The 23365-nt window shown below is 67.8% G+C and carries 21 protein-coding genes; 4 read left to right on the top strand and 17 right to left on the bottom strand.

What is annotated here, in order from left to right; genetic code table 11:
• The first annotated feature begins 93 nt into the window (after positions 1 to 93).
• Positions 94 to 1563 carry a cardiolipin synthase gene (gene cls, locus ACFXQA_RS11505; protein ID WP_394519970.1) on the top strand — a complete coding sequence of 490 codons (1470 nt, stop codon included), beginning with the start codon at positions 94 to 96 and terminating at the stop codon, positions 1561 to 1563.
• Positions 1564 to 1787: 224 nt separating this feature from the next.
• Here cls and ACFXQA_RS11500 read toward each other — a convergent pair whose 3' ends face one another.
• Genes ACFXQA_RS11500 through ACFXQA_RS11485 form a run of 4 tightly spaced genes read right to left on the bottom strand, consistent with a single transcriptional unit; the run spans position 1788 to position 6473 of the window.
• A complete protein-coding gene (locus ACFXQA_RS11500) occupies positions 1788 to 2900 on the bottom strand; it encodes a sensor histidine kinase (RefSeq protein ID WP_394519969.1) in 1113 nt (370 codons plus the stop codon).
• Positions 2901 to 2943: 43 nt separating this feature from the next.
• Positions 2944 to 4641: an SMI1/KNR4 family protein gene (locus ACFXQA_RS11495; RefSeq protein ID WP_394519968.1), complete on the bottom strand. Its 1698-nt coding sequence runs from the start codon at positions 4639 to 4641 to the stop codon at positions 2944 to 2946.
• A 36-nt stretch (positions 4642 to 4677) separates the two neighbouring features.
• Positions 4678 to 5280, bottom strand: a complete 603-nt coding sequence (locus ACFXQA_RS11490) for a response regulator transcription factor (protein ID WP_394519967.1) — start codon at positions 5278 to 5280, stop codon at positions 4678 to 4680.
• On the bottom strand, positions 5277 to 6473 hold the full coding sequence (locus tag ACFXQA_RS11485) for a sensor histidine kinase (RefSeq protein ID WP_394519966.1): 1197 nt from the start codon (positions 6471 to 6473) through the stop codon (positions 5277 to 5279). Before ACFXQA_RS11485 ends, ACFXQA_RS11490 begins: the two co-directional genes overlap by 4 nt.
• A 186-nt stretch (positions 6474 to 6659) precedes the next feature.
• On the opposite strand from ACFXQA_RS11485, the gene ACFXQA_RS11480 reads away from it, so the two are divergent.
• Positions 6660 to 7151, top strand: coding sequence for a small multidrug efflux protein (locus ACFXQA_RS11480; RefSeq protein ID WP_394519965.1), 492 nt, complete (start codon positions 6660 to 6662; stop codon positions 7149 to 7151).
• Between the two features lie 54 nt (positions 7152 to 7205).
• Here ACFXQA_RS11480 and ACFXQA_RS11475 read toward each other — a convergent pair whose 3' ends face one another.
• Positions 7206 to 7865: a response regulator transcription factor gene (locus ACFXQA_RS11475; RefSeq protein WP_394519964.1), complete on the bottom strand. Its 660-nt coding sequence runs from the start codon at positions 7863 to 7865 to the stop codon at positions 7206 to 7208.
• A gap of 87 nt (positions 7866 to 7952) precedes the next feature.
• On the opposite strand from ACFXQA_RS11475, the gene ACFXQA_RS11470 reads away from it, so the two are divergent.
• Positions 7953 to 8561, top strand: coding sequence for a M15 family metallopeptidase (locus ACFXQA_RS11470; protein WP_394519963.1), 609 nt, complete (start codon positions 7953 to 7955; stop codon positions 8559 to 8561).
• A gap of 36 nt (positions 8562 to 8597) precedes the next feature.
• Here the strand turns inward: ACFXQA_RS11470 and ACFXQA_RS11465 are convergent, their stop codons facing one another.
• The 9 genes from ACFXQA_RS11465 to ACFXQA_RS11425 form a co-directional block, all read right to left on the bottom strand.
• Positions 8598 to 9656 (bottom strand): LacI family DNA-binding transcriptional regulator, encoded by a 1059-nt coding sequence (locus ACFXQA_RS11465; RefSeq protein WP_394519962.1) that lies wholly within the window; start codon positions 9654 to 9656, stop codon positions 8598 to 8600.
• Positions 9653 to 10981: a glycoside hydrolase family 13 protein gene (locus tag ACFXQA_RS11460; RefSeq protein WP_394519961.1), complete on the bottom strand. Its 1329-nt coding sequence runs from the start codon at positions 10979 to 10981 to the stop codon at positions 9653 to 9655. Before ACFXQA_RS11460 ends, ACFXQA_RS11465 begins: the two co-directional genes overlap by 4 nt.
• A 5-nt stretch (positions 10982 to 10986) precedes the next feature.
• Complete coding sequence (locus ACFXQA_RS11455; protein ID WP_394519960.1) at positions 10987 to 11808, bottom strand: carbohydrate ABC transporter permease; 822 nt, start codon at positions 11806 to 11808, stop codon at positions 10987 to 10989.
• Positions 11805 to 12755: a carbohydrate ABC transporter permease gene (locus ACFXQA_RS11450; RefSeq protein ID WP_394519959.1), complete on the bottom strand. Its 951-nt coding sequence runs from the start codon at positions 12753 to 12755 to the stop codon at positions 11805 to 11807. Before ACFXQA_RS11450 ends, ACFXQA_RS11455 begins: the two co-directional genes overlap by 4 nt.
• Before the next feature lie 10 nt (positions 12756 to 12765).
• Positions 12766 to 14031 carry an ABC transporter substrate-binding protein gene (locus ACFXQA_RS11445; protein WP_394519958.1) on the bottom strand — a complete coding sequence of 422 codons (1266 nt, stop codon included), beginning with the start codon at positions 14029 to 14031 and terminating at the stop codon, positions 12766 to 12768.
• Positions 14032 to 14084: 53 nt separating this feature from the next.
• On the bottom strand, positions 14085 to 15794 hold the full coding sequence (locus tag ACFXQA_RS11440; RefSeq protein ID WP_394519957.1) for a glycoside hydrolase family 13 protein: 1710 nt from the start codon (positions 15792 to 15794) through the stop codon (positions 14085 to 14087).
• A gap of 55 nt (positions 15795 to 15849) precedes the next feature.
• On the bottom strand, positions 15850 to 17721 hold the full coding sequence (locus ACFXQA_RS11435; protein ID WP_394519956.1) for an alpha-amylase family glycosyl hydrolase: 1872 nt from the start codon (positions 17719 to 17721) through the stop codon (positions 15850 to 15852).
• Between the two features lie 460 nt (positions 17722 to 18181).
• Entirely contained in the window at positions 18182 to 18568 is a 387-nt protein-coding gene (locus tag ACFXQA_RS11430; protein WP_394519955.1) for a type II toxin-antitoxin system VapC family toxin, read from the bottom strand.
• Complete coding sequence (locus ACFXQA_RS11425; RefSeq protein ID WP_394519954.1) at positions 18565 to 18801, bottom strand: FitA-like ribbon-helix-helix domain-containing protein; 237 nt, start codon at positions 18799 to 18801, stop codon at positions 18565 to 18567. Before ACFXQA_RS11425 ends, ACFXQA_RS11430 begins: the two co-directional genes overlap by 4 nt.
• Before the next feature lie 248 nt (positions 18802 to 19049).
• On the opposite strand from ACFXQA_RS11425, the gene ACFXQA_RS11420 reads away from it, so the two are divergent.
• Positions 19050 to 20411 carry a serine hydrolase gene (locus ACFXQA_RS11420; RefSeq protein ID WP_394519953.1) on the top strand — a complete coding sequence of 454 codons (1362 nt, stop codon included), beginning with the start codon at positions 19050 to 19052 and terminating at the stop codon, positions 20409 to 20411.
• 83 nt (positions 20412 to 20494) lie between these two features.
• Here the strand turns inward: ACFXQA_RS11420 and ACFXQA_RS11415 are convergent, their stop codons facing one another.
• From ACFXQA_RS11415 to ACFXQA_RS11405, 3 genes are all read right to left on the bottom strand, one after another.
• The gene (locus ACFXQA_RS11415) at positions 20495 to 21415 is read right to left on the bottom strand and encodes a hypothetical protein (RefSeq protein WP_394519952.1); all 921 of its coding nucleotides are present in this window, start codon (positions 21413 to 21415) and stop codon (positions 20495 to 20497) included.
• Positions 21416 to 21630: 215 nt separating this feature from the next.
• Positions 21631 to 22278: an SAM-dependent methyltransferase gene (locus tag ACFXQA_RS11410; RefSeq protein ID WP_394519951.1), complete on the bottom strand. Its 648-nt coding sequence runs from the start codon at positions 22276 to 22278 to the stop codon at positions 21631 to 21633.
• 17 nt (positions 22279 to 22295) lie between these two features.
• Positions 22296 to 23357, bottom strand: coding sequence for an NAD(P)/FAD-dependent oxidoreductase (locus ACFXQA_RS11405; RefSeq protein ID WP_394519950.1), 1062 nt, complete (start codon positions 23355 to 23357; stop codon positions 22296 to 22298).
• Positions 23358 to 23365: the final 8 nt, after the last annotated feature.

The raw sequence follows: 23365 nt of genomic DNA, 5'->3' as shown, positions 1-23365 counted from the left end.
TGCGGGTGCGCGGGCCCCGGGAGGCCTCGCACCCCGCCGCCCGCTCGCCCGCGCAGTTCTCGCGCTGCCGTACCCGCGTGGGAGGATCGGCACGTGAACTGGCGTGCCCTTGTGAAGACCCTGTCGCCCGTCGTGCTCGTGGTCGACATCGTGATCCGCGTGCTCGCCGTGGTCGCCGTGCCCCGCAACCGGCGCCCCACATCGGCGATGGCATGGCTGATGGCGATCTTCGTCGCACCGATCCCGGGCAGTCTCCTGTTCGGGTTCTTCGGCAGCTCCAAACTCCCGCGCGACCGGCGTCGGCGTCAGCGGGAGATCAACGACCTCATCCTCGAACACACGAAGGGGATCGACGAAGAGGTGGTCGACGACCCGCGTCCGCCGTGGTTCGCCTCCGTCGCCCAGCTGAACCGGACGCTGGGTGCGATGCCGCTCCTCGAGGGGAACGCGGCGCGCCTGCTGCCAGACTACGAAGGTTCGATCGCCGCGATGACCGAGGCCGTCGACGCCGCGCGCCGCTACGTGCACGTCGAGTTCTACATCCTGACGCGTGACAAGACGACGGGCGAGTTCTTCGAGGCGCTGAAGCGTGCGCACGACCGTGGAGTGCAGGTGCGGGTGCTGTTCGACCACTGGGCGACCATCGCCAACCCGGAGGGTCGCCGCACCCGCCGTTGGCTGCGTGAGAACAGCATCCGCTTCGAAGAGATGCTGCCTTTCCACCCCACGAAGGGCATGTGGCGGCGTCCCGACCTGCGCAACCACCGAAAGATCGTCGTCGTCGACGGCAACATCGCGTTCACCGGATCGCAGAACATGATCGACAGCAGCTACAACAAGCGGGGCAACATCCGGCGAGGGCTGCGGTGGCAAGACCTGATGGTGCGCCTCCAGGGGCCGGCGGCGATCGGCCTCGACGCCCTCTTCATCACCGACTGGTACAGCGAGACCGACGAGCTGCCCGACGTCTCGGACGTCGATGAGCTGACCGTCGACCACAGCGACCCCGGGACGTTCGAATGCCAAGTCGTGCCCAGCGGCCCCGGATTCGACGGAGAGAACAACCTCAAACTCTTCAACTCGCTCGTGTACTCGGCGCAGAAGAAGCTCATCATCGCGAGCCCCTACTTCGTGCCGGACGATTCGATGCTCTATGCCATCACCACGGCGGCCGAGCGCGGCGTCGACGTGCAGCTCTTCGCGTGCGAGGTCGCGGATCAGTTGCTCGTCTACCACGCCCAGCGCTCGTACTACGAGGCGCTGCTGCGGTCGGGCGTGCGCATCTTCCTCTACGAGAAGCCGGTCGTGCTGCACTCCAAGCACTTCACGATCGACGACCAGGTCGCCGTCATCGGATCGAGCAACATGGACATGCGCTCGTTCAGCCTCAATTTCGAGGTCTCTCTGCTCGTGCACGGCCGGGAGTTCGTCGACGACCTGCGTCAGATCGAAGACGACTACCGGCGGCGCTCACGCGAGGTCACCCTCGACGAGTGGCTGAAGCGCAAGGCTCCGGTGCAGATCCTCGACAACGTGGCGCGGCTGACTGCCACCGTTCAGTAACCGTCCTGCCCGCACAGCCCGCGGTCCGCCGCGCGGCGCCGGCGTCCGGTGTTCCGGCGTTGGCGAGCCTGCCCGCTGGCGCCTAACTCAGGCTGAATCTTCGCGGTCCCGCCGACTCGCGCAGAATTCCGGGCCCGAACGACGCCTCGCGCGGCATTCAGCCTGAGTTAGTGCGGAGAACGCGCTGAAACGCCCCGCAACCTGCCGCGCGCCACCCCGAGCGCTCAGCGCGGCAGGACCACTCGCACCTCCAGCCCGCCCCCGGCGAGGGCCTCGACGTGCAGCGCGCCACCGTGCGCGCGCACGATCGATGCGACGATCGCGAGGCCGAGTCCTGCGCCGTCGTGTCCACCGGCCGCGCGCGTGCGCCCGGCCCCGCGGACGAACGGCTCGGTCAGCGTCGCCGCCACGCCGGGGTCGAGCACCGCGCCGCTGTTGCGGACGACGAGCCCCGACGGGCTCACGCTCACCTCGACCCAGCCCCCGTCGACGTTGTGCACGACGGCGTTGTGCAGCAGATTGGCGGCGAGCAGCCCGAGCAGTGCACGGTTGCCGGTCACCTCGGTGGGCGGAAGCGAGACATGACCCCGGATGCTGCGCGCCGCCGCCTCGGGCTGCACATCCTCGAGTGCGGCCGCGGCAAGGGCGGCGAGTTCGATCGTCTCCGTTTCCAGTGCGCTGCCGCGCCCGAGACGCGCGAGCGTCAGGAGCGCTTCGGTCGTCACGATCGCGCGGTCGTTCGTCGTGCCGATGCGCTGCAGCAGCACGTCGATGTCGCGGCCGGCCGGGTCGGCCTGGGCGACTTCGACCATCGTGCGGATGATCGCGTGCGGGGTGCGCAGCTCGTGCGAGGCGTTCGCGGCGAAACGGCGCTCCTCGGCGACCGTGTGCTCGACCCGGTCGAGCATCGTGTCGAGGGCGTCGGCGAGGTCGGTGAGTTCGTTGCTCTTTCCGGGGAGGTCGACGCGCTCGTCGAGGCGTCCGTCGCGGACGTGGCGCGCAGCATCCGCGATTCTCTCGAGCGGGCGAAGTACGAGGCCCGCGAGGATCCAGCCTCCGACGAGCCCGAAGACGATGAGGCCGGCCATCGCCCACCATGCGTACTTCACGAAGACGTCGATCAGGTCGTCGCGGTTGGGCACGTACTCGCCGGTCGACAGGTAGAGGTTCTCGTTGGGCACGTACCGCAGGAGGAAGAGCATGACCGCCAACAGTGCGATTCCGCCGACGATCAAGAAGCCCGCATAGCTGAGCGCGAGCTTCGTCTGCACCGAGATTCCGCGTGAGCGAGGCCGCCGGGTGACCGGGCCCGCGGCCCCAGAAGTCGGCTGCACCATGCGCTCAGCGTACGTCGGAGCGCCTATCGCGACCGTATGCCGACTAGCGGGCCGCCGCCCGCTCCAGATCGGCGACGAGCTGCGTTTCGGCCTCGGCGGTGAAGCGCCACCCATCGGAGGTGGATCGGATGCTGCCGCTCGAGACCCGATCGCCCCACCACTCGTGCACGAAGCCGGGCGCGAAGCCCCCCGTGCGGAACGTGTAGGGCTCGTCGACGATCGCGAAGAACAGCATCAGCGGCAGCGACGGGTTCTCGTACGACGTCTCGCCCGGCGGGTCGAGCAGTTCGTCGACTCCCGAGACGGCGGCGATCCGCGAGAGGAGCAGCAGCATGGTGTCGAGCAGCATCCGTGAACTCCGGTCGCCGCGCACCGTGAAGAAGCCGTGCTCGTCGACGAGTTCGCGACCCAGCCGACGGATCGCGTGTTCGCCGAAGGGCAGATCGGACGACGCGGCGAGAGCCCTCACCACGATCGGCGAGAGCGAGCCGGTCTCGAGCGTCTCGAAAGCGGCGACCCTCTCGGCCTCGGGGTCGGAGGCGTCGAGTTCTTCCTCGTCGACGAGCCCTCGCACGAACGTCGCGAAATCGGGCGCGAGCTCGGTCACGCGGTAGTCGTCTTCTTGGTCGACGTAGACGACGCGGGGTTCGCCGTCCGGGCCGCACGCGCGGTAGTCGAGCATGATCTGCTCGTGGCCTGCCGTCGGGGTGTCGGCGATACCGATGCCCCAGTCGGGGTAGCCCCACTCTTCGCGCATGAAGGTCGCGCCGAGCTCGCCCGCGAGCGAATACCGGCTCGTGCGTCCGATGGCGTAGAGCCCGGTGACGGCGACGTGGTCGTGGGCCCAGCCGGTCGGCGTCGTCGTGGGATAGGCGTCGCGCGCGAGACGCCCGCCGTTTCGGATGCGCGACAGCTCGATGAACGCGTCGGGCAGCCGAAACCCGATTTCTGCCTCGATCGAGGCGATGAGCTGATCGGATGCTGCCGGCTCGACGTAGTCGTCGTGGTCGCGCGAGGTCGCCCACAGCCCGTCGAGGTCGACCCCCTCGAACGCGCCACTTGATCCTCGTCGGTAGGTGCGTGCCTCGAAGACCGCACCCGCGCGCCTGCCGTATTCGACCGACGACTTCGCGAGCGGTTCGGTGAGACCGCTCGCCAGTTGCGCGGGGAGGTGGGTGCGCAGCCGCAGCAGCTCGTCGCGCTCCAGGTTCGAGAAGAGCGGCCACTTCTTGAGCGACACCAGGGTCTTCAGTGGCGACGGGCCCAGGTCGATGGCCCACACCGACCATGAAACTTCTGTCGCGTCGAAGGCCGGCCGGCTGGGCAGTTCATCGACGCGGTCGAGCCCCGCGACGAATTCCGCGAGGGTCGGCGAGGCCGGCCGGGGCTCCCATCGGCCGCGCCCGTGCTCGTCGCGGAGTACCGGAACCTCGGGCATCGAGATGTCGGCGATGAGGGGATCCGCGTCCATCGAATCGAGCACGATCCAGTTCTCGTGCCATTCGCCCCGCTCGGCGGTGTCGACCCATGCGTCGTTCTCGAAGACGAACCGGTACCCGATGAGCGCCCGTCGCGCCGTCTCGGCGTCGACCACACCGAGGTTGTCGAGCACGCTCTCGTCGAAGATGAGCGCGGAGTCGCCCGGCAGGTCGGCGATCAGCGTGAACCACGCGCCGAGTGCAGACGGAAGGGGTGGGAGAACGAAGGAGGCCGGGAGTTCTTCGTCCGGATGCTGCGCCATGCCCTCATTCTTCCGGGTTGCGGGCTGCCCCCACTGTCAGATCCAGCCGCGCTCCTGCGCGACGACGGTCGCCTGCTGCCGGGTCGAGACGGCGAGCTTGCCGAGCGCCGACGAGACGTGATTGCGCACGGTGCCGGGGGAGAGGTGAAGCGTCGCGGCGATCTGCGCGATCGTCTCGCCCCGCCGGCCGGCGCGCAGCACATCGAGTTCGCGGTCGGTGAGGGGGCTGCGCTCGTCGGCGAGTGCGTCGGCGGCGATCTCGGGGTCGACGTACCGGCGTCCGGCGGCGACGCGGCGGATGATCTCGGCGAGCTCCTCGGCCCGGCGCGACTTCGGCACGAACCCCTCGACCCCCGCCTGCAGCGCACGGCGCAGTACCCCCGGGCGAGCGTGGCGGGTGACGACGATGCAGCGCGCGGTGCTGCGTCCGCGTAGGCGTTCGGCGACCTCGACGCCGTCGAGTCCGGGCATCTCGAGGTCGAGCAGGCAGACGTCGGGCGCGACGCGCAGCGCCTCGTCGACGGCTTCGAGGCCGGTGCGGCACTCCGCGACGATCTCGAGATCGTCTTCGAGTCGCAGCAGCGACGCGAGCGCCGTGCGGATCATGTCTTCGTCGTCGGCGATCAAGACGCGGATCATGCGGGCTCCTCGTGGTCGGTCTGCACGGGCAACGACACGATCAGTTCGAACGTGCCCGCCGCGCGGCGCACCTTCACGTCACCGCCGACGGCCTCGGCGCGCGCGGTCATGCCGTCGACACCCGAGCCCCACGCCATCTCGTCGTGTGCGGGGTCGTCGTTCTCGATCCGGTAGACCCAGGCGTCTCCCGCTCGAGCGAGCGAGAGCGACGCTCGCTGCCCGCCGCCGTGCTTCAGCGCGTTCGTGACGCTCTCGCGGACGATCGGGCCGAAGACATCGGCGCGGCCGACGTTCGGATCGACATCGGTGGTCACAGAGAGTCCGGCCGACCGCAGCAGGTCGGCGGCGTTCTCCAATTCGTCCGGCAGCGGCACCCCACGGAACCGTGCCGCGAGATCTCGGGTGCCCTGGCGGGCGTCGTCCACGGCCACCCGCGCTCGCGCGATCTCGCGGGAGGCGCCGTCAGGATCGTTGCGATTAAGCAGCCGCTCGGCGAGCTCGAGCTGCAGCGCGATCACCTGCAAGTGGTGCCCCTGCAGGTCGTGCACATCGTTCGCGAGGCGCAAGCGCTCTCGCGTCGCGGCGAGCGCGCTCTCGGCGTCGCGCGCCCGATCGAGTTCGAGCACGATCTCCCACCACCACATCGACGACGCGGTGGTGACGGGCAGCAGAACGGTGATCAGTGCGGGTACGTACAGCGGCGTCGGTGACACGAGCGACGGATTCTCGACGATCCACAACGCGATCAGCACCACGGTGAGTCCCACGATCACGCGCCAGCGGATTCCGCGCGGCCACGCGCGCACGCTGAGTGCGAAGGCGAGGATGCTGATGCCCGCGAGCCACGAACCGGTCGCCAGACCCAGGACGAGCGCGGCGACCGCCATCGCGCCCAGACCGATCAGGTCGCCCGACCGCGGGTATCGGCGGTCCGCTTCGCGATCGGCCAAGACCCGCGGCCGGTACTCGCGCAACAGCACGACGCTGGCGGCGAGAACGAGAGCGGTCGCGGCGAGACCCGCCCAGATGCGCCAGACGGCATCGTCGTGCCGCAACGGGATCCACGCCACCCACGACAGATAGGCCATCGCGCCGAAGAAGACGACGGCCGAGGCGGTGTACCACCACGTCGCGGTGACACCGCGGCCGAGCGCACGGTCGCCGACGGCGGGGGCACGCTCGGGGGTGGTCATGTCTCCACGGTAAGACAGTCGCGCGCATCGACGCGTGGTGCGGAACGGGGTCGTGACATTCGTCATGGGTCGGATGCGGCATCCTCCCGCACGGTCATGACACGACGACACTGCCGCTCGCCGCGGGTCGCGGCTGGGATGGAATCACTGCCGCAGCCCCGCGGCGTCCCCACAGAAAGGTTCACCATGAACCCCGTCGCAGAACTCATCCTCGGATTCCAGGACCTCGTCGCCCAGCTCCCGGAGTGGGCGCAGCCGTTCATCATCTTCGTCGCCGGCGCCGTGCCGTTCATCGAGGGAGAGGGCGCAGCATCCATCGGGATCATCGGTGGCATCAACCCGATCATCGCCGCGATCGCCGGAGCGCTCGGCAACTTCGTCGCCGTCGCCATCGTCGTGTTCCTGGGCGCGACGATCCGCGGGGCTCTCACGCGCTCGAGGGATCCGAAGCCGAAGTCAGCGCGCAAGGAGAAGTTCCAGCGTGCGTTCAACCGTTACGGCGTCGTGGGCGTCAGCCTTCTCGGCCCGCTGCTCCTGCCGACGCATTTCACCGCGGCGGCTCTCGTCGGTTCGGGCGTTCCGAAGGGGCGTGTGCTCCTGTGGCAGGCCATCGCGATCGTGCTCTGGACGACGCTTCTCACGCTGATCATCACGGGCGTCATCTCCGTCGCCCGCTGACCCGCAAGACTCGGCGCCACCGCACCTCCTGTGGGGGATCGTGCGGTGGCGTCGTTACGTCGCCATCCGGTAACCGACGCCGGCGACGGTCTCGATCACCCACGGTTCGCCGAGGCGTTTGCGCAACGTCGAGATCGTGATCCGCACGGCGTTCGTGAACGGGTCGGCGTTCTCATCCCACGCGCGTTCGAGCAGATCTTCGGCGCTCACGACACCCCCACCCGCCGACATGAGCACGTCGAGCACCGCGAACTGCTTGCGGGTGAGATTGACATAGTTGCCGTCGCGGAACACCTCGCGCCGAAACCGGTCGAGCCGCACGCCCGAGAGCTCGACGACCGGGGGAGTACCGGCCGCGGGGCGCCGGCCGAGCGCGCGGATGCGCAGCACCAGCTCGCGAAGAGCGAAAGGCTTGGTGAGGTAGTCGTCGGCGCCGCTCTCGAACCCCGTCGCCTTGTCGTCGAGGCGGTCGGCGGCGGTGAGCATGAGTACGCGGGGAGATGCCGGGGACCCGGCCAGATGACGGGCGATCTCGTCGCCGTTCGGCCCCGGAATGTCGCGGTCGAGCACGACGACGTCATAGGTGTTGATCGACAGCTGCTCGAGCGCCGTGTCGCCGTCGCCGGCGATATCAGCCGCGATCGCTTCGAGCCGCAGCCCGTCGCGGATCGCCTCGGCGAGATAGAGCTCGTCCTCGACGATCAGCACACGCATGCCCTCAGCGTAGGTCGGTGCGCGTATCGCGGGCGTATGCGCTTGCGCAGACATCCCCGCAACAGCCGCCCGCGTGGAATCGACAGCATGTTCCGTTCATCCGATCCCGTCGCCCCTTCCACCTCGCGCCGCCGTGTCGTCTTCGTCGCCGTCGGAGCGGCGATCGCAGCGCTGCTCGCGGCGCTCGTCACCGCGATGGTGTCGGGCGCTTTCGCTGCGGCCGTCGCGCCGCTCGCCCGTTCCGTGCCGTTCTCGCCGTCCGCCGAAGATGGTCTCATCGCGGCGGGCGAGATGGTCACGCTCGCCGACGATGACGTGCCGGCGATCGCGCGTCTGAACCCCGCGTTGCGCGAAGCGATGCAGGATGCCGAGACGGATGCTGCTGTCGAAGCCCTGTCGTTCCAGATCACCAGCGGGTGGCGCAGCCCGGAGTACCAGGAGTGGTTGCTTCAGGAGGCCGTGGATCTCTACGGCAGCGAAGAGGTCGCGCGACAGTTCGTCGCCACACCCGAGCGGTCGACCCACGTCACGGGCGACGGTATCGACATCGGCCCGATCGACGCGCAGTTCTGGCTCATCGAGCACGGCTCGCGGTTCGGTATCTGCCAGACCTATGCGAACGAACGCTGGCACTTCGAACTCGCGACCGTGCCCGGCGGAGTGTGCCCCGAGATGCGGGCGGATGCGGCATCCTGAGCGCGACGCGCGGGCTGCGGGAGAAGCCGCGGGGGGTCACGACGCGAGAGCGGGCGATGCCGGCCCCGTCGACCGCCGGATGAGCAGCGACGTCGGCAGTCTCTGATGACGCACCTCCGCGGGTTGGTCGCGCGCGATCGCCTCCACCAGGTACTCGGCGGCCAGGCGGCCCTTTGTCGCGATGGGCTGACGGACGGTCGTGAGGCTCGGCGCGGTCCAGCTCGCCTCGGCGAGATCGTCGAACCCCGTCACCGAGAGCGACCCCGGCACGTCGACCCCCGCCGCGCGTGCCGCATCGAGCACGCCGAAGGCGATGATGTCGCTGAAAGCCACGATCGCGGTCGGGCGCTCGGGTAGGCTCCACAGCCGCCGAAACGCTTCGGTGCCTCCGGCCCTCGTACACGGCACCTCGAGTACCGTGATGTCGGGGTCGTCCGTCGAGAGTCCCACCTGGGCGAGGCTGTGGCGGACGCCGTCCATCCGCCGACGGACCGGCCCGTGCCAGTCGGTGAACCCGCCTGCGGCACCGGTATCGAAGGCGACGAAGGCGATACGCCGATGGCCGAGGCCGATCAGATAGTCGACGACCTCGGCGGTGCCCTGTCCGTCGTCGATCTCGACGCTCGGAATGTCGTCGTGCCACTCGCTGTCGACGAGGACGAACGGAATACGGCGTTGGCGAAGCGCCGTCACCTCGCCCCGGTCGTACTCGAGTCCTGACACGATGAATCCGTCGACCGCCGCGTAGGGGATCGCCCGCAGCATCGAGCCTCGGAGCGGCGGCGCCAGCAGCAGGGTGAAGCCCTCGCGGTGACACGTCTGGCCGATGCCCTGCAGAAACTGCGTGTAGTACGGGTTCTGCAGCACGTTGTCCAACTGCTGGGGCAGAAGAAGCGCGAGGCTGTCGGTGCGGCGGGTGCGCAGCATCCGTGCCGCCGGATCTTGCGAGTATCCGAGTTCGGACGCCGCGTTCAAGATGTTCTGCAGGGTCGCCGGCGACAGCTTGCGTGAATCGTTGAAGGCGAGCGAGACCGCCGATTTCGACACTCCGGCGAGGGCGGCGACGTCTTTCATCGTCACTTTCGGCGCGGTCACGAGCCGCCTCCGATCACGAGCGTGCTGCGCGGGCCGAGCGTGATCGGTCCCGAACTGCCGTCGAGAACATCGGCGGTGTCGAAATGCGTCCCGCCTCCGCGATGCACGACGACCGCGGTCGCGGGGTGCCCTTCAACCGAACGCACGATCGCGACGGTTTCCGCGTCGAGGGCCACCACCCGCTGGTCACCGCGCCGCAGCGGGTGGCTGCGGGCACGCTCAAGAGCGAAGCGGCGGATTCCGTCGAGAAGTTCACGGTTCCAAGACTCTTCGTCCCAGGGCATCGACCCGCGGCAACCGGGATCGTTGTCGCCGGTCAGCCCGACCTCGTCGCCGTAGTAGACCATCGGCGCACCCTCGAGCGAGAACAACAGCGCATAAGCGAGCAGCGATCTTTCGACGTCGCCGGCGTGCCGCGTCAGCACCCGCTCGGTGTCGTGGCTGCCTAGCAGGTTCAGCATGCCGCGCTGGTAGCCGGTCGGAATGGCCTCGTACAGCTCGTTCAGCCCGCGGGCCAACTCGTGACCTTCGATGGCGCGGTCTGCGGTGAAGCCGAGGATGAGGTCGCGGGCGGTGTAGTTCATCGTGCCGTCGGCGGTGTCGCCGGTGAGCCACTGCTCGGGCTCGCGCCACTCCTCGGCGACGATGTAGAGGTCGTCGCCCTTCGCCTTCACCGTCTTTCGGAACTCCCGCCAGAACGTGTGGTTGATGAAGTACGGAACGTCGAGCCGCCACCCGTCGATGCCCTCGTCGATCCAGTGGCGGGCCACGTCGAGGTGGTGCTGCCTCACCTCGGGGTTGTAGGCGTTCCACTTCGGCAGGTAGTAACAGCCCGAGCACGTGCGGTAGTTGGGCGTCGGGTGGGAGGTCACCGGAAACCCCTCGACAGAGAACCAGTTCACGTACGGCGAAGCAGCCTCGTTCTCGACGACGTCTGCGAACGCCCAGTGCCCGTCGCCGCAGTGGTTGAGCACCGCGTCGAGCACGACCCGGATGCCGCGTGCGTGGCACTCGTCGATGAGCCGGCGAAACGTGTCGAGCGTGCCGAGGCAGTGGTCGATCGCGAAATAGTCCTTCGCGTCGTACCGGTGGTTGGTGTCGGCTTCGAAGATGGGCGTGAGGTAAAGCGCGTTCGCGCCCACGGAGGTGATGTGGTCGAGGTGGTCGATGATGCCCTGCAGATCGCCGCCGAAGAAGTTGTCGGGTGTCGGTGTCGATCCCCAGGGAACGACGCCGTCGGGGTCGATCGACGGGTCGGCGTTCGCGAACCGCTCGGGGAAGATCTGGTAGAAGACGGCGTCGGCGAGCCAGTCGGGAACGGTCACGGGGTTCAGTCCTTCAGTCCGGAGGTGGTGATGCCGCGCACGAGGGCGCGTTGGAAGAAGAGGAAGACGAGGATGCTGGGGATCGTCGCGGTCAGCGTGCCTGCCATCAGGTAGTTCCAGCTCGTGCCGTACCTGCCCACGAACGACGAGAGCCCGATCTGGATGGTGCGGACGTCTTCGGAGTTCGTGACCAGCAGCGGCCAGAGGAAGTCGTTCCACGCGAACAAGAAGCTGAAGATCGCGAGCGTCGCGAAGGCCGGCTGAGAGAGCGGCAAGATGATCCGGAAGAACGTGCTGATCCGGCTGCATCCGTCGATCCGGGCGGCGTCTTCCAACTCCTGAGGGATCGACAGGAAGAACTGGCGCAGCAGGATGATGCCGAAGACGTCGGCGAGACGCGGCACGATGAGCGCCGTGTAGGTATCGATCCAGCCGAGGTTCGCGACGATCGTGTAGGCCGGAATGACCGTGACGAAGGTCGGCACGATCAACGCCGCGAGGAGCACGACGAAGATCGCGTTGCGAAACGGAAAGTTCAGTCTCGCGAAGGCGTATGCCGCCAGCGCGTCGAGCACCAGGTGCCCCGAGACGATACCGACCGCCATGACGATGCTGTTCACGTAGTACTGCCCGAAGGGTGCGGCCTCCCACGCCTGCACGTAGTTCTCCCAGTGCCACGAGGTGGGGAGCACCGACGTGTTCGTGTAGGTCTCTGCGCGGCTCTGCAGCGAGGTCGTGATCATCCAGAGGAACGGCACGACGACGATGGCGGCTCCCGCGATCAGGAGTGCGTGCCGACCGAGTCGCATCGTGATCGGCTGCCTCATCGGTCGCTCCTTCCCGAGCCGCTCGCCCGCCACTGCACGAGCGTGACGCCGAGAACGAGCAGCAGCGTGACGAAGGCGATCGCCGTTCCGTAGCCGAAGTCTCCGAGTCGGAACGCCGTGCGGTACATCAGCATCCCGAGCACATCCGTGCCACCGCGCGGGCCGCCGCCGGTGAGGACGTAGACGAGGTCGAACGCCTGAAAACTCGTGATGAGCGCCTGGACCACGACGAAGAAGGTCATCGGCGCGAGCAGTGGCACCGTCATGTGGCGCACCCGCTGCCACCCGCTCGCTCCGTCGATCTGGGCCGCTTCGTAGACGGCGGGAGGAAGAGCCTGCATCGCCGTGAGGTACAGCACCGCGTTGAAGCCGATGTTCTTCCAGACGGTCAGCGCCGTCAGCGCGCCCAACGCGAGCCACCGGTCTTGCAACCAGTCGGGGCCCTCGACGCCGAACTGGGCGAGGGTCGCGTTGACGAATCCCGCCGGGTCGAGCATGTACTTCCACACGATCGCTGCGGCGACCGACGAGGTGACGGCCGGGAGGAAGTAGATACCCCGGTAGATGCCGCGTCCGCGCAGCGGCGCATCGAGCAGAAGGGCGACGGCGAGCCCCGAGAGAACCGAGAAGACGCAGACACCCAGCGCGTATATCGCGGTCACCAGCAGGCTGTTCCAGAACTCGGGGTCTTCGGCGAGCCGCACGTAGTTGCCGAGACCGATGAACTCCTTGACGGGGTCGAACCCGTTCCACGAGGTCAGGCTGGTGTACCCGGCATCCACGATCGGGTAGATCACGAAGGTGCCGAGGACGACGATGGCGGGCATGAGGAAGAGGGCCGCGGTGAGGGTCTGCTCGCGGTCCCATCGGCGTCGGCGTGGGGGGCGGGGGGCGAACCCGCCCGGCGCGAACTGCGCCGAGCGGGTCCGGGTGGGAACGCCAGTCACGGTCGGTCGCTCAACCGTTCTGGAGCACGTCGTTGACCGCTTGCTCGGCGGAGTCGAGCGCTTCGTCGACGGAGGCTTCGCCCGCGAGCGCCGTTTCGATCTCTTGCGCGAACGCCAACGACACCTTCGGGTAGAGCGGAGTGTTGGGGCGAGCGTGGGCGTCGGCCATCTGCTCGACGAACGGCAGCAGACGCGGTTCGGTGGACTCGACCCACTCGAGGTAGTCCGCGCCCGAAGCGACCGAATCGAGCACCGGCAGCATGCCCGTCTCTTCGCTCCAGTCGGTGACCTGCTCGGCCTCGAGGAACCACGACAAGAAGTCGGCCGCAGCTTTCGACTCCGCATCCGAGTTCTCGAATACCATCGCCTGCTCGCCGCCGAGGTTCGTCGCCGGCTCGCCGTCAGAGGGGTAGGGCACCTTCGCGCTGCCGAATTCGAACGGCGGGTCGGCGGCCCAGATGCCCACCATCCACGAGCCCTCCTGGGCCGAACCGCCCTGGCCCTTCTCGAACTCGCCCCACTTCGCGTAGGGGCTCACGCCCGACTCGATGAGGTCGACCCAGTACTGCAGCGCCTGAGCTCCTTCGGGGGTGTTGAATGCGGCCGCAGAGTTGTCGTCGGTGAGAAATTCGCCGCCGGCCTGCCAGAGGTTGACCTGGTAGTTCCACGTCACGCCCTCGCCGCTGTCGCCGGCCTGCGTGAACAGGTCGTAGCCGGGCTTGCCCGTCTTTTCGAGGATCGTGCGGCCGGTCTCCATCAGCTCGTCCCAGGTCTCGGGAGGAGACTCGGGGTCGAGACCCGCTTCTGCGAAGAGGGTCTTGTTGTACATGAACCCCAGGTTGTTGGCCGAGACGGGAACCGAGACCTGCTCGCCGTCGATCGTTCCGAACGCGGTCAACGCGGGGTTGATGTCGGAGAGCGTCCCGTCGGGGATCCGCCCCGTGAGGTCGGCGAGCGAGCCGATCTCGGCGATCTGCGGCACCCAGACGAGGTCGCCGATCGCGATGTCGGGGAGGGTCTTCGAGGTCGCCGATGCCCGCAGCTTCGTGAGGAAGTCGGCGTTCGGAACGTTCGAGACGGTGACCGTCGCCTCGGACTGCGACTCGTTGTACGCGTCGACCATCGCGTCGAAGGCGTCGGCGTTGGTGCCGTCCCAGTAGTGCCAGAGGGTGACCTCGACAGGGCCGTCACTCGGAGTGCCGCCGCCCGCGCATCCTGCGAGGACGAGGGCGCTGACGGCTCCGATGACGACAGCGGTGGTGGTTCTGTGCTTCATGGTGTTCTCCCTTGGATGGATGTGCGAAGAAACGTTCGGGAATGTATACATGCTCAGGATGCTGCGAGGCGCTCGTCGACGAACCACACGGTCGTTTCCGGCGGGATGACGGCCGGATCGACGAGAGGCTGCGTCGAGACCAACACCGTCAGGTTGTGCCACTGCGGGAGGACGGCGAGGGGTTCGCCGCTGAAATTCGTCGCGCAGAGGAAAGCGCCGCGCTCGAAGGCGAGCAGGGAGTCGCGCGCCGTCGGCAGCCATCGGAGCGCGGCGGCGCCACCGAGATGTGCTTGGCGCGCGGCGAGCAGGTCACGATAGAGCGACAGCATCGAGCCGGGGTCGGCGGCCTGCGTCTCGCGGGCGTAGGCACCGAACCACGCGGGCTGAGGAAGCCAGGCGTGCCGCGACCCTGTTGCGCCGAACCCGAATGTGTCGCCGTCGGTCGTCCACGGCAGCGGGATCCGGCAGCCGTCGCGTCCGAGCTCGGCGCCGTTCGACCGCGTCCAGATGGGGTCTTGGCGCGCAGCATCCGGCAGGTCGAACACCTCGGGCAGACCGAGTTCTTCGCCCTGATAGAGGTACATCGACCCGGGGAGCGCGAGGGCGAGCGCCGCGGCGGCCCGCGCCCGCCGGCGCCCCCGTTCGAGGTTCGCGGGGCCGGTGCGCCGCGCCGCGGCGATCATGTCGGTCGGCAGCGCTTCGTCGGAAGGCTGTTCCTGGCCGTACCGCGTGACCGCGCGGTGCACGTCGTGGTTGGCGAGAGTCCAGGCCGGCCAGCCGCGCCCGACCGTGAGTCCGGTGTCGATCGCCTGCCGAAAGCGGGCGGCCTCCCAGGGCTGCACGAGCAGGTCGAAGCTGAAGGCGTTGTGCAGCTCGTCGGGCCTCAGGTAGTCGGCCAGGCGGTCGGGCGATGGAACCCAGATCTCGCCGACGAAGTATTTCTCCGGTTCGTATTCGCGGCCGATCTCGCGCCACGACCGGTAGATGTCGTGCACTTCGGGCTGATCCCACATGGCGTGGTTGTGGCCGGCCTCGGGTCCGCGTCCGCCGGGGTGATCGGCGAGGTCGGCGGCCTTGTAGTGCCCGTGGGCCACGTCGATACGGAATCCGTCGACGCCGCGGTCGAACCAGAACCGCAGCACCCGGGCGAAGTGCTCGGCGACGTCGGGGTGACGCCAGTCGAAGTCGGGCTGGCTGGAGTCGAAGGAATGCAGGTACCACTGACCGGGCGACCCGTCGGGCTCGACGACCCGCGTCCACGCGAGCCCGCCGAAGACGCTGTCCCAGTTGTTCGGCGGCAGCTCGCCGTCGGTGCCCCGCCCCTCGCGGAACAAGAACCGCGCCCGCTCGACGCTGCCGCGTCCGGCGGCGACCGCCGCTCTGAACCACGCGTGGTCGACCGAGCAGTGATTGGCGACCATGTCCATCAGCACGCGGAGGCCCAGATCGTGCGCGCGCTCGACGACGGCGTCGAAATCGGCCATCGTCCCGTACGCCGGGTCGATCGAAAGATAGTCGGCGATGTCGTACCCGTGGTCGCGCTGCGGTGATGCGTAGCAAGGGTTCAACCAGATCGCGTCGCAGCCCAGCGCGGCGATCGCCTCGAGGCCTTCATTGAGCCCGCCGAGGTCGCCGATGCCATCGCCGTCGGAGTCTCGGTACGACCGCAGATACACCTGGTACACGACCGCGTCGCGCCAGAGCGCCGACCCGGGCGCGCTGTGCGCGTCGGTCGGGATTTCGATGGTGTGGCTCACCAGCATCCTTTCGGTAAGGCTCCCGGGCGGCGTTCGGGGACGCCGCCCGGGAGAGTGGGTGTTAGAAGGTGGGGTAGACGTCGATCACGTCGCCGCCCGTTCCCGTGAAGTTGGCTCCGGTCGACCACGTGACGTCGTCGATCAGAGCTTTGAACTGGAACGACTCGCCATCGGGGATGCGTTCGACCTCGAACTCCCAGATGTCGGGTGCGACGTTGCGCGCACCGCGACCGTCGGTCCAGGTGAACGGGTATTCGTCGCCGCGGATAGCGATGCTGTGTCCGAGGCCCACGTTGTAGTGCACGCGGATCTTGGTCGTGTTGCGGGCATCGGGGCTGTAGCTCGATACCGGCGTGCCGGGTGCGTACACCTTGCTCTCGTGTTCTCCGAGTGAGACCGTGATCTGCTTTCCGGTCACACCGCCCGCGGCCACCGTGACCGTATCGCCGGTGTTCATCAGGTTCGTCAGCGTCGTCCCGACGGCGATCGAACTTTCCGCGCGCAGCGGGATCGTGCGGGTCTGCGTAGACCAGGAGTTGGAGGAGACCGTGATCGCCTCGGCTCCCGTTCCGTCGACCCGGCGAGAGAACCCGTACACCGACGTGTCGGACCACATTTCGCGTTGCGTTCCGATTCTCAGGGCCGGATTGGCCGCCTTGATCGCCGTCAACCGCTGGATGTGTCGGTAAAGGTTCGAGTTCTGGTCGAAGCTTTCCATGTCTTTGCGGTTGTCTTTGTTGGCGATGGGCACCTCGTAGGGGTTGCCGTTGCCATCGTCGGCCTGCTCGGTGCCGTAGTAGATGACCGGGACCCCGCGTGACGTCAGGAGAAAGGTCAGCCCTGACCGCAGCCGCTGATAGTTGTCGTCGGCCCAGGTGAGGAAGCGCGCCCGGTCGTGGTTGTCGAGGAACGTCTCGACCCGGTTCGGGTTCGCGTACTTGTAGTCCTGATCGAAGAGGTCGCCGAGCTTGTTCATGTCGGTGTCCGCCGAGAACGCTTCACGGACGGTGAAGAAGTACGGGAAGTCGAGCACGCCCCACTCGTAGTCCTGGTAGTCCGAGACGTAGTCGACGTCGCCGACGAAGATCTCGCCGAAGGTCGGAACCCCCATCGCATCTTCGAAGTCGGCGAGCCACTGCTGGGGTACCGAGCGTGCGGCATCGACGCGGATGCCGTCGAACCCCATGTCCACCCAGTCTTTGTAGGTGTCGGTGAGGAACGACGAGACCGCCGGGTTCGATTGGTCGAGGTCATCGAGCCCGCCGAGGTCGCAGTTCTCGATCTGGCTCTGCGACTCGAGGCCGTTGAACAGGCAGTCGCCGGCGTGGTGGAAGTACGACGAGTTGTCGAGCGGACTTGCCGGCTTGTAGGTGCTGGGGGAGTAAGTCGTCGACGTTCCGGCGAGATAGTCCGCCGTGTGATTGGGGACCACGTCGAGGATCATCTTGAGCCCGAGCCCGTGAGCAGTGTCGATCAGCTCCTGGAGCTCGGCGGTGTCGCCGAAATGCTCGTTGGGCGTCGCGAAATCCTTCGTGAAGTAGCCGTGGTAGCTCGCCTCCTGCCCGTCGCGAGAGAGTGGTTGCTGTTCAGAGACGGGGGAGAGCCAGATCGCCGTCACCCCCAGATCGGCGATGTAATCGAGGCGTTCGGTGAGTCCTGCCCAATCGCCGCCGTGGTAGAAACCGAGGTCCGACGGGTCGTACTCCCCGTCGCCCTGGTCGTTGTTCGTCGGGTCGCCGTCTTCGAATCGATCGACCAGAACCTGGTAGATGACATCGCCCTCGGCGAGAGGGCCCGGCGAGGCGGGGGCTTCGGCTCGCGCCGACGTTCCACCGCCGTCCCAGACGAGAGCCCCGGCCATCAGAGTGAGGGCCGCTCCCATCGCGAGGCAGGTGCGCGCGGAGACGCGAGCGGAGGTTTCGCTAGTTCTCATGATCTTCCTGACTTCGTTGTCGGATGCGCATCGGCCCGCTAGGTGCACGGTTTACTGGATCGATGCAACATGTTTACGTGTTGTCTGTCAAGTGCTGATTCTCATGCCGTGCCCGTATATCCGATTGGACTCGCGTGGAAAAGGGTGATCAAGAGGACCGACCGCGCGCCAATGGCGGCGAAAGCCGGGCCACGTCGCTGCGATCCACTGCGCGGGCAGCGGCCATTCACGTAAACCTGTGCGTCTGCGTCCGAAATATTGGTCGGCAGATTTCATCCATTCGGACGACGTCGGGTGACAAGCGGGGGCGATACCTGATCGGTTTGGGCGCCTCGCGGGTGCGCGGCTCGACAGGCTCGATGCGAAGACGGAGTACTTCGTCGGGTACATCGAGTACCTCGAACAACGCATCGCCGCCCTCGAAGCGCGATCCGCCGGCGCGGGCGCGTAAACCGGCCCGCTACGAGAGAATCTCCACGGCGCAGCGAATTCCGGGAGCGTTCCCCATTCGCGCGTCAAGCGTGATGAGCGGGCAATCCAGAGCTTCAGCGAGAGCGACGTAGCTTGCGTCGTATGCAGTCAGGTTGAACCGATGCAGGAGGATGGCCGGCACGAGCACGGTGGTCGGGCGTCGATCGACCTCGAGCTGAATGAGGTCGTCCACGGCGGTGTGGAGCTGGGCGTCGGTGAGGGTGCGCCTCAGCCACAACCCGCGTAACGCCGACAGTGTCTCGACATCGAGGATGTCGGGCGCGACGAGTTCTTCGGCACCAATTCGAGCGAGGATGCTCGCCTGCTCGACGCCGACCAGGGCTCCTACGATGACTGAGGCGTCGACGACGATCATTGCGCGCGGTCGCGACCGCTGCGCACTTCGTTGAGGATGTCCGCCGCCGAGACCCCGGCGCGCTCGGCTCGGCCCTGGATTCGATCGAACAACTCGGCGTTCGTGGGCCGAGAAGCGAGCCTGGTGAGCTCCGCCGTGAGGTACTGCTGAAGTGACCGCCCCTCGCCCGCCGCGCGCGCCAACAGCGCCGCGTGCACGGGATCGGGGAGGTCACGCACCAAAACGTTCGGCATGCTTTCATTATGCATGCACCGATTCTGGTCGGCGAGATGGTCGTGCGCGTCGTTGTTGACCACTGGTCGCGTGAAGTACCGAGCACCCATGACCCGATCGTGCGCGCTCACGGGATTCCGGCGCACTCCGCGTCCCAAAGTGAGCGGAACACATCACCCGTCACGGGCTGTGGAGGGAGCGATATCCCCCGTGCGATTTCCGCCCCACGGGGGAGGTGCCCTCGCAAGGCCCGCGAAAGGGTGGATACGTGCCTTTCCTTGCTAGAACCCGTTCGTTCCGATCCGTCGCCGCGGCGCTCTCGATCGCCGCCCTCCTCGTGACCACGGCCTGCGCCGCAACCCCCGAGGCCGAGCCCGAAGACACCGCGGCGCCCGTCACGATCCCCGGCACCGCCGTCGGCCAGCAGGCCGAGTGGGTGCTCGCCGAGATCAACGGCGAGCCGAGTGAGCAGGCCGACTTCGAGGCCCGGTTCGACCCGATCATGTTCGAGCAGATGTCGGCCGCCGACCTGCAGCAGGTGTTCGAGCAGCTGCGCGCGGCCGCGCCGTGGAGCGCTATCGGCTACGAGGGCACCGAAACCCAGGCGCGCGTGACGATCGAGGCGGCCGCGGTCACCTACGACATGAGCGTGTCGGTCGGCGATGACGGCAGCATGAACGGACTGTTCTTTGGCGAACCGCAGGCTCCCCGCACGCCGGCCGCCAGCTGGGACGAGCTCGAGGCCGCGATCGCCGGTGCCCCCTACGACGTTTCGCTGCAGGTGACCGAGGTCGGAGCGACAGAACCGCGGATGCTGCTGGGCGAACCCTCTCGCTCACCGATCGGCTCCATCTTCAAGCTGTGGGTCCTCGGAGCCGTGGTCGATGCCGTCGACGCGGGCACCCTCACCTGGGACGACCCGCTGACGATCGACGCCGAGGTGCGGAGCCTCCCCAGCGGCGAGCTGCAGAACCTGCCCGACGGCGCGACCGTCACGGTGCGCGAAGCCGCGGAGAAGATGATCCAGATCAGCGACAACACGGCGACTGACGCGCTCATCCGCGCGGTGGGCCGCGACGCCGTCGAAGCGGCTCTCGTCGATATGGGCCACGCGACGCCCGAGGCCAACACGCCGTTCCTCACGACCCGGGAGATGTTCTGGATGCTGTTCGGTGACGCCGCGCTCCGCGACCGCTGGGCCTCCGGCGATCCGGCAGCCCGCGAGGCGGTGCTCGCCGAGATACCCGCGGGCGTGCCCGACCTCGCGAACCTCGCATCCGCGCAACCTGGCTGGCCTGCCGGGGTGGACTGGTTCGCGACCCACGACGACATCGCCCGCGCGCACGTCGCGCTGCAGGAGAAGGCGCAGACGCCCGCCGGAGCCCCGCTGCGAGACCTGCTCGCGAAGAACCCCGGCATCGAGTTCGGCGACGACTGGACCTACGTCGCCTTCAAGGGCGGCAGCTCGGTCGGCGTGCTGGCGGGCTCGTGGTACCTCGAGCGCGACGGCGCCGAGCCCATCGTGCTGACGGTGCTCGCCCGCGCGGACGACGGTCAGACCCTGACGACGAACCAGACCGCGGTGTTCGGCTTCGTGGAGGATGCCGCGGGGCTACTTCTGCAGGATTAGCGCGAGCCTGGGCTCGGGGCACCCGCAGGGTGTGGATCAGTCGATTACGTCTGATTGCTGCGAGCGCCCCGTCCCGGTCGGCGTCAGGGCTTGACGAACACCTCGTCTGCGATGACGCCCGGGCGCACCCGAATCAGAACCTCGGACCCGTCCGGCACCGTGAATGCGGTGGAGCCGGTTGCGACGCCGCCCGTGTACAACTCGTCGATTCCCATGCTGTCGGAGAGCGACGCCATGGATTCGTAGCTGTTGAGAACTTCGCCCGTCGACGTGACGAGCGATATTCCGACAGACAGTGCATAGTCCGAGTCGGCACCTGTGTACGTCACCGTGTAGTTGACGGTGGAGTAGTGACTCCCCGCGGGGGGAGCCTCGTTGAACTGATTGGCTTCCGCAACAGCCTGGTTGGCGTCAGGGGTAAAGCTATTGACCACGACGGTCCACTCGTCACCGTTGATCGTCGACCCCAGGGCTGCGGGGTTGTCCCGTGTGCCAATCTCGGCGGCCGTGTCGGCCTCGGGCTGAGCCTCCGCGGCCGGGTCCGGCTCCACGGTCGGCTGACTGACGGTGCTTTCAGTGCCTCCGAACGCATCGCTGAAAGCGGTACCGACAACGGCGAAGAAAACGATGAAACCGATGATCGTGCCGACGATCGACACGATGAGAGCCGTGACGCCAAGCCCCTTCCTGCCTTTCATGAAAAGCGAAACCAGGGAGAGGATGAAGGCGACCGGGAGGAGTACCCAGCCGACAACAAGCGCACCTGGAACGCAGGCGAAGATTGTGCCAATGATGGCGACAATCAGAGCGATGAGTCCGACGATGTTGCGCTTCGGCGGTGCCTGGCTCGGCTGCGGTGCTCCGTATGCCAGCTGCGGTTGCGCCCCGTAGGGCTGCTGTGGGTAGCCGGGCTGCTGGTGCGCCGGCGGCTGCGGGGCGTACTGCTGTGGGGCCGGAGGGCGCTGGTCCTGGGGGACGTGCGGTGGCTGGTTCGGGTCGGTCATGTTTGTCTCTTTCGGGTGGTCAGCGACGCGCAAGGGCTGCGTGTTGTGTGGGTCTCATCCACAGACCACGAACGGAGAGCGGCGCGGCGAAGAGCGCGCACGACAGCCGCGTTTCATCCCCCTATGCGTCCCCCGGACGCGTAGCTCAACTGCGGACATCGCGGCCGAACGGGCCAAAGCCTAGCGGATGCGTCGAAACGCCTCGAAGTGTGCGTTCACCGCTCCCTTCGCACCCGCAGTACGGCATCCGAAAGCGTCACTGTCTCGTTATCCCTCCACACGACCTCGCGGTCGACAAGCGCGTTCGTCTCGACGACCCAACCATCGGGTAGCTCGAGCGCCGCCAGCACTTCGTCTGCCGTCGGCAGGGGAGGGGCGTCGTCTTGGTCGTGGTGGTGCGCCTCCGACGGGAACGCCCCGTGCCCGACGACGAGCAACCGCCCGCCGGGCGCGACCGCCGTGACCGCGCGCCGCAGGATCTCATCGCGCGGCAACTCGACGGGGGAGTGCAAGAACGCCGAGGTGACGAGGTCGTACTCCGCCGATGGATGCCACGTCGCCAGATCGGCTTGCACCCACTCGATGCGATCCGCGAGCCCGAGCTCGGCAGCGTTCGCCGCAGCCACGGCCAGGGCATTCGCCGAGATGTCGACGGCGGTCACCGTCCACCCCTGGGCAGCGAGCCACAGTGCGTCGGCACCCTCGCCGCTGCCGAGCTCCAGCGCGGTGCCGGGAGCGAGCCCGGCGACCTCGCGTTCGACCGCGACGTTCACGCGACCGCTCCACACCTTCCCGCTTTCGCCGCGGTGGCTGAGGTATCGCGCCTCCCAGAACTCCGCCGGGTCGGTGAGCGCGTCGTCCATGCCCTCAGTCTCCCGTGTCATGCTGCCACTCCCGCAGCGCCGGTCCCTGAGCCTGTCGAAGGGTCCGGCACCGCCCGACCCGCAGCAACCCGAGCGGCTGCCGCAGCAACCTCCTCCGCCACCAACTCCCCGTTGATCGTCAGCGCCGCCATCGCGCCCGACCCCATCGCGATCGGCACGAGCGCGTTCGGGATTCCGGCGTTCCCCACCGCGAAGACTCCCGCAACGCTGGTCCTGCCGAACCCGTCGACCGCGGTCCACGGGCCGATCGGAGTCTCGGCCTGCTCCACCCCGAGCTGCCGCAGCGGTCCATCGAGCGCGACGGGCGTCGGCTGCGCGAACACCACGTCAACCGGTACGACGGATCCGTTAGCGAGCCCCAGCCCGGTGATCGTGTCACCGTCCGCGACGACGTGCGTCACGGCGCGATCCTCGATGCGCATTCCGCGTTCCTCGAGCAGCATCCGCCCGTCTTCGGGAATGACCCCCGCGAGCGACGTGAACACCGTGATGTCGCGGGAGTACGCCCGCAGCATGTGCGCGACGTGCAACCCCATCGCCGAGCCGGCGAGCACGCCGATCGCGCGACCGGATGCTTCGTAGCCGTCGCAGTACGGACACGCCACGACTCCGCGCCCCCACTGCTCGGCGAGTCCCGGAATGTCGGGCAGCTGATCGCGCGTCCCGGTCGCGACGATGAGCCGACGCCCGGTGGCGCGCGCGCCGGTCTGGGTGACGACCTCGAACCCGTCTTCGGTCGCGCGGGTTTCGACGACCCGAGCGTTCTCGATGACGCCGTCGACGGCGCGCACCTCGCGGTATCCGTCGGCGACGAGGTCGAGCGGTGAGTACCCGTCGCGGCTCAGCACGCCGTGCATGTGGGGCGCGAACCGGTTGCGCGGCTGCTGTGCGTCGAGCACGAGCACGCGGCGTCGAGCGCGCGCGAGGATCAGCGCAGCGCTGAGCCCGGCAGCACCGCCGCCGATGATGAGGACGTCCCAGTGCTCGCCCGAGACGTTCGGGTTCTGGGTGGGGGAGAGAGGGGCGGATGCTGCGGAAAGCCGTTCGTCGTGCGTCATACCGTTCA

Origin of the sequence: Microbacterium shimangi (genome assembly GCF_043556445.1) — a bacterium.
In the GTDB taxonomy this organism is placed as follows: domain Bacteria; phylum Actinomycetota; class Actinomycetes; order Actinomycetales; family Microbacteriaceae; genus Microbacterium.
Note: the sequence above shows the minus strand (reverse complement) of the source record. Positions and strands in the feature narration are given on the sequence as shown.

Bases quoted from the DNA above. Each gene is read 5' to 3' on its own strand.
- ACFXQA_RS11495 (WP_394519968.1), bottom strand. From the start codon at position 4,641: ATGGCGCAGCATCCGGACGAAGAACTCCCGGCCTCCTTCGTTCTCCCA.
- ACFXQA_RS11430 (WP_394519955.1), bottom strand. From the start codon at position 18,568: ATGATCGTCGTCGACGCCTCAGTCATCGTAGGAGCCCTGGTCGGCGTC.
- ACFXQA_RS11405 (WP_394519950.1), bottom strand. From the start codon at position 23,357: ATGACGCACGACGAACGGCTTTCCGCAGCATCCGCCCCTCTCTCCCCC.
- ACFXQA_RS11440 (WP_394519957.1), bottom strand. From the start codon at position 15,794: ATGCTGGTGAGCCACACCATCGAAATCCCGACCGACGCGCACAGCGCG.
- ACFXQA_RS11485 (WP_394519966.1), bottom strand. From the start codon at position 6,473: ATGACCACCCCCGAGCGTGCCCCCGCCGTCGGCGACCGTGCGCTCGGC.
- ACFXQA_RS11410 (WP_394519951.1), bottom strand. From the start codon at position 22,278: ATGGACGACGCGCTCACCGACCCGGCGGAGTTCTGGGAGGCGCGATAC.
- ACFXQA_RS11480 (WP_394519965.1), top strand. From the start codon at position 6,660: ATGAACCCCGTCGCAGAACTCATCCTCGGATTCCAGGACCTCGTCGCC.
- ACFXQA_RS11415 (WP_394519952.1), bottom strand. From the start codon at position 21,415: ATGACCGACCCGAACCAGCCACCGCACGTCCCCCAGGACCAGCGCCCT.
- ACFXQA_RS11500 (WP_394519969.1), bottom strand. From the start codon at position 2,900: ATGGTGCAGCCGACTTCTGGGGCCGCGGGCCCGGTCACCCGGCGGCCT.
- ACFXQA_RS11470 (WP_394519963.1), top strand. From the start codon at position 7,953: ATGTTCCGTTCATCCGATCCCGTCGCCCCTTCCACCTCGCGCCGCCGT.
- ACFXQA_RS11455 (WP_394519960.1), bottom strand. From the start codon at position 11,808: ATGAGGCAGCCGATCACGATGCGACTCGGTCGGCACGCACTCCTGATC.
- ACFXQA_RS11425 (WP_394519954.1), bottom strand. From the start codon at position 18,801: ATGCCGAACGTTTTGGTGCGTGACCTCCCCGATCCCGTGCACGCGGCG.
- ACFXQA_RS11490 (WP_394519967.1), bottom strand. From the start codon at position 5,280: ATGATCCGCGTCTTGATCGCCGACGACGAAGACATGATCCGCACGGCG.
- ACFXQA_RS11445 (WP_394519958.1), bottom strand. From the start codon at position 14,031: ATGAAGCACAGAACCACCACCGCTGTCGTCATCGGAGCCGTCAGCGCC.
- ACFXQA_RS11475 (WP_394519964.1), bottom strand. From the start codon at position 7,865: ATGCGTGTGCTGATCGTCGAGGACGAGCTCTATCTCGCCGAGGCGATC.
- ACFXQA_RS11435 (WP_394519956.1), bottom strand. From the start codon at position 17,721: ATGAGAACTAGCGAAACCTCCGCTCGCGTCTCCGCGCGCACCTGCCTC.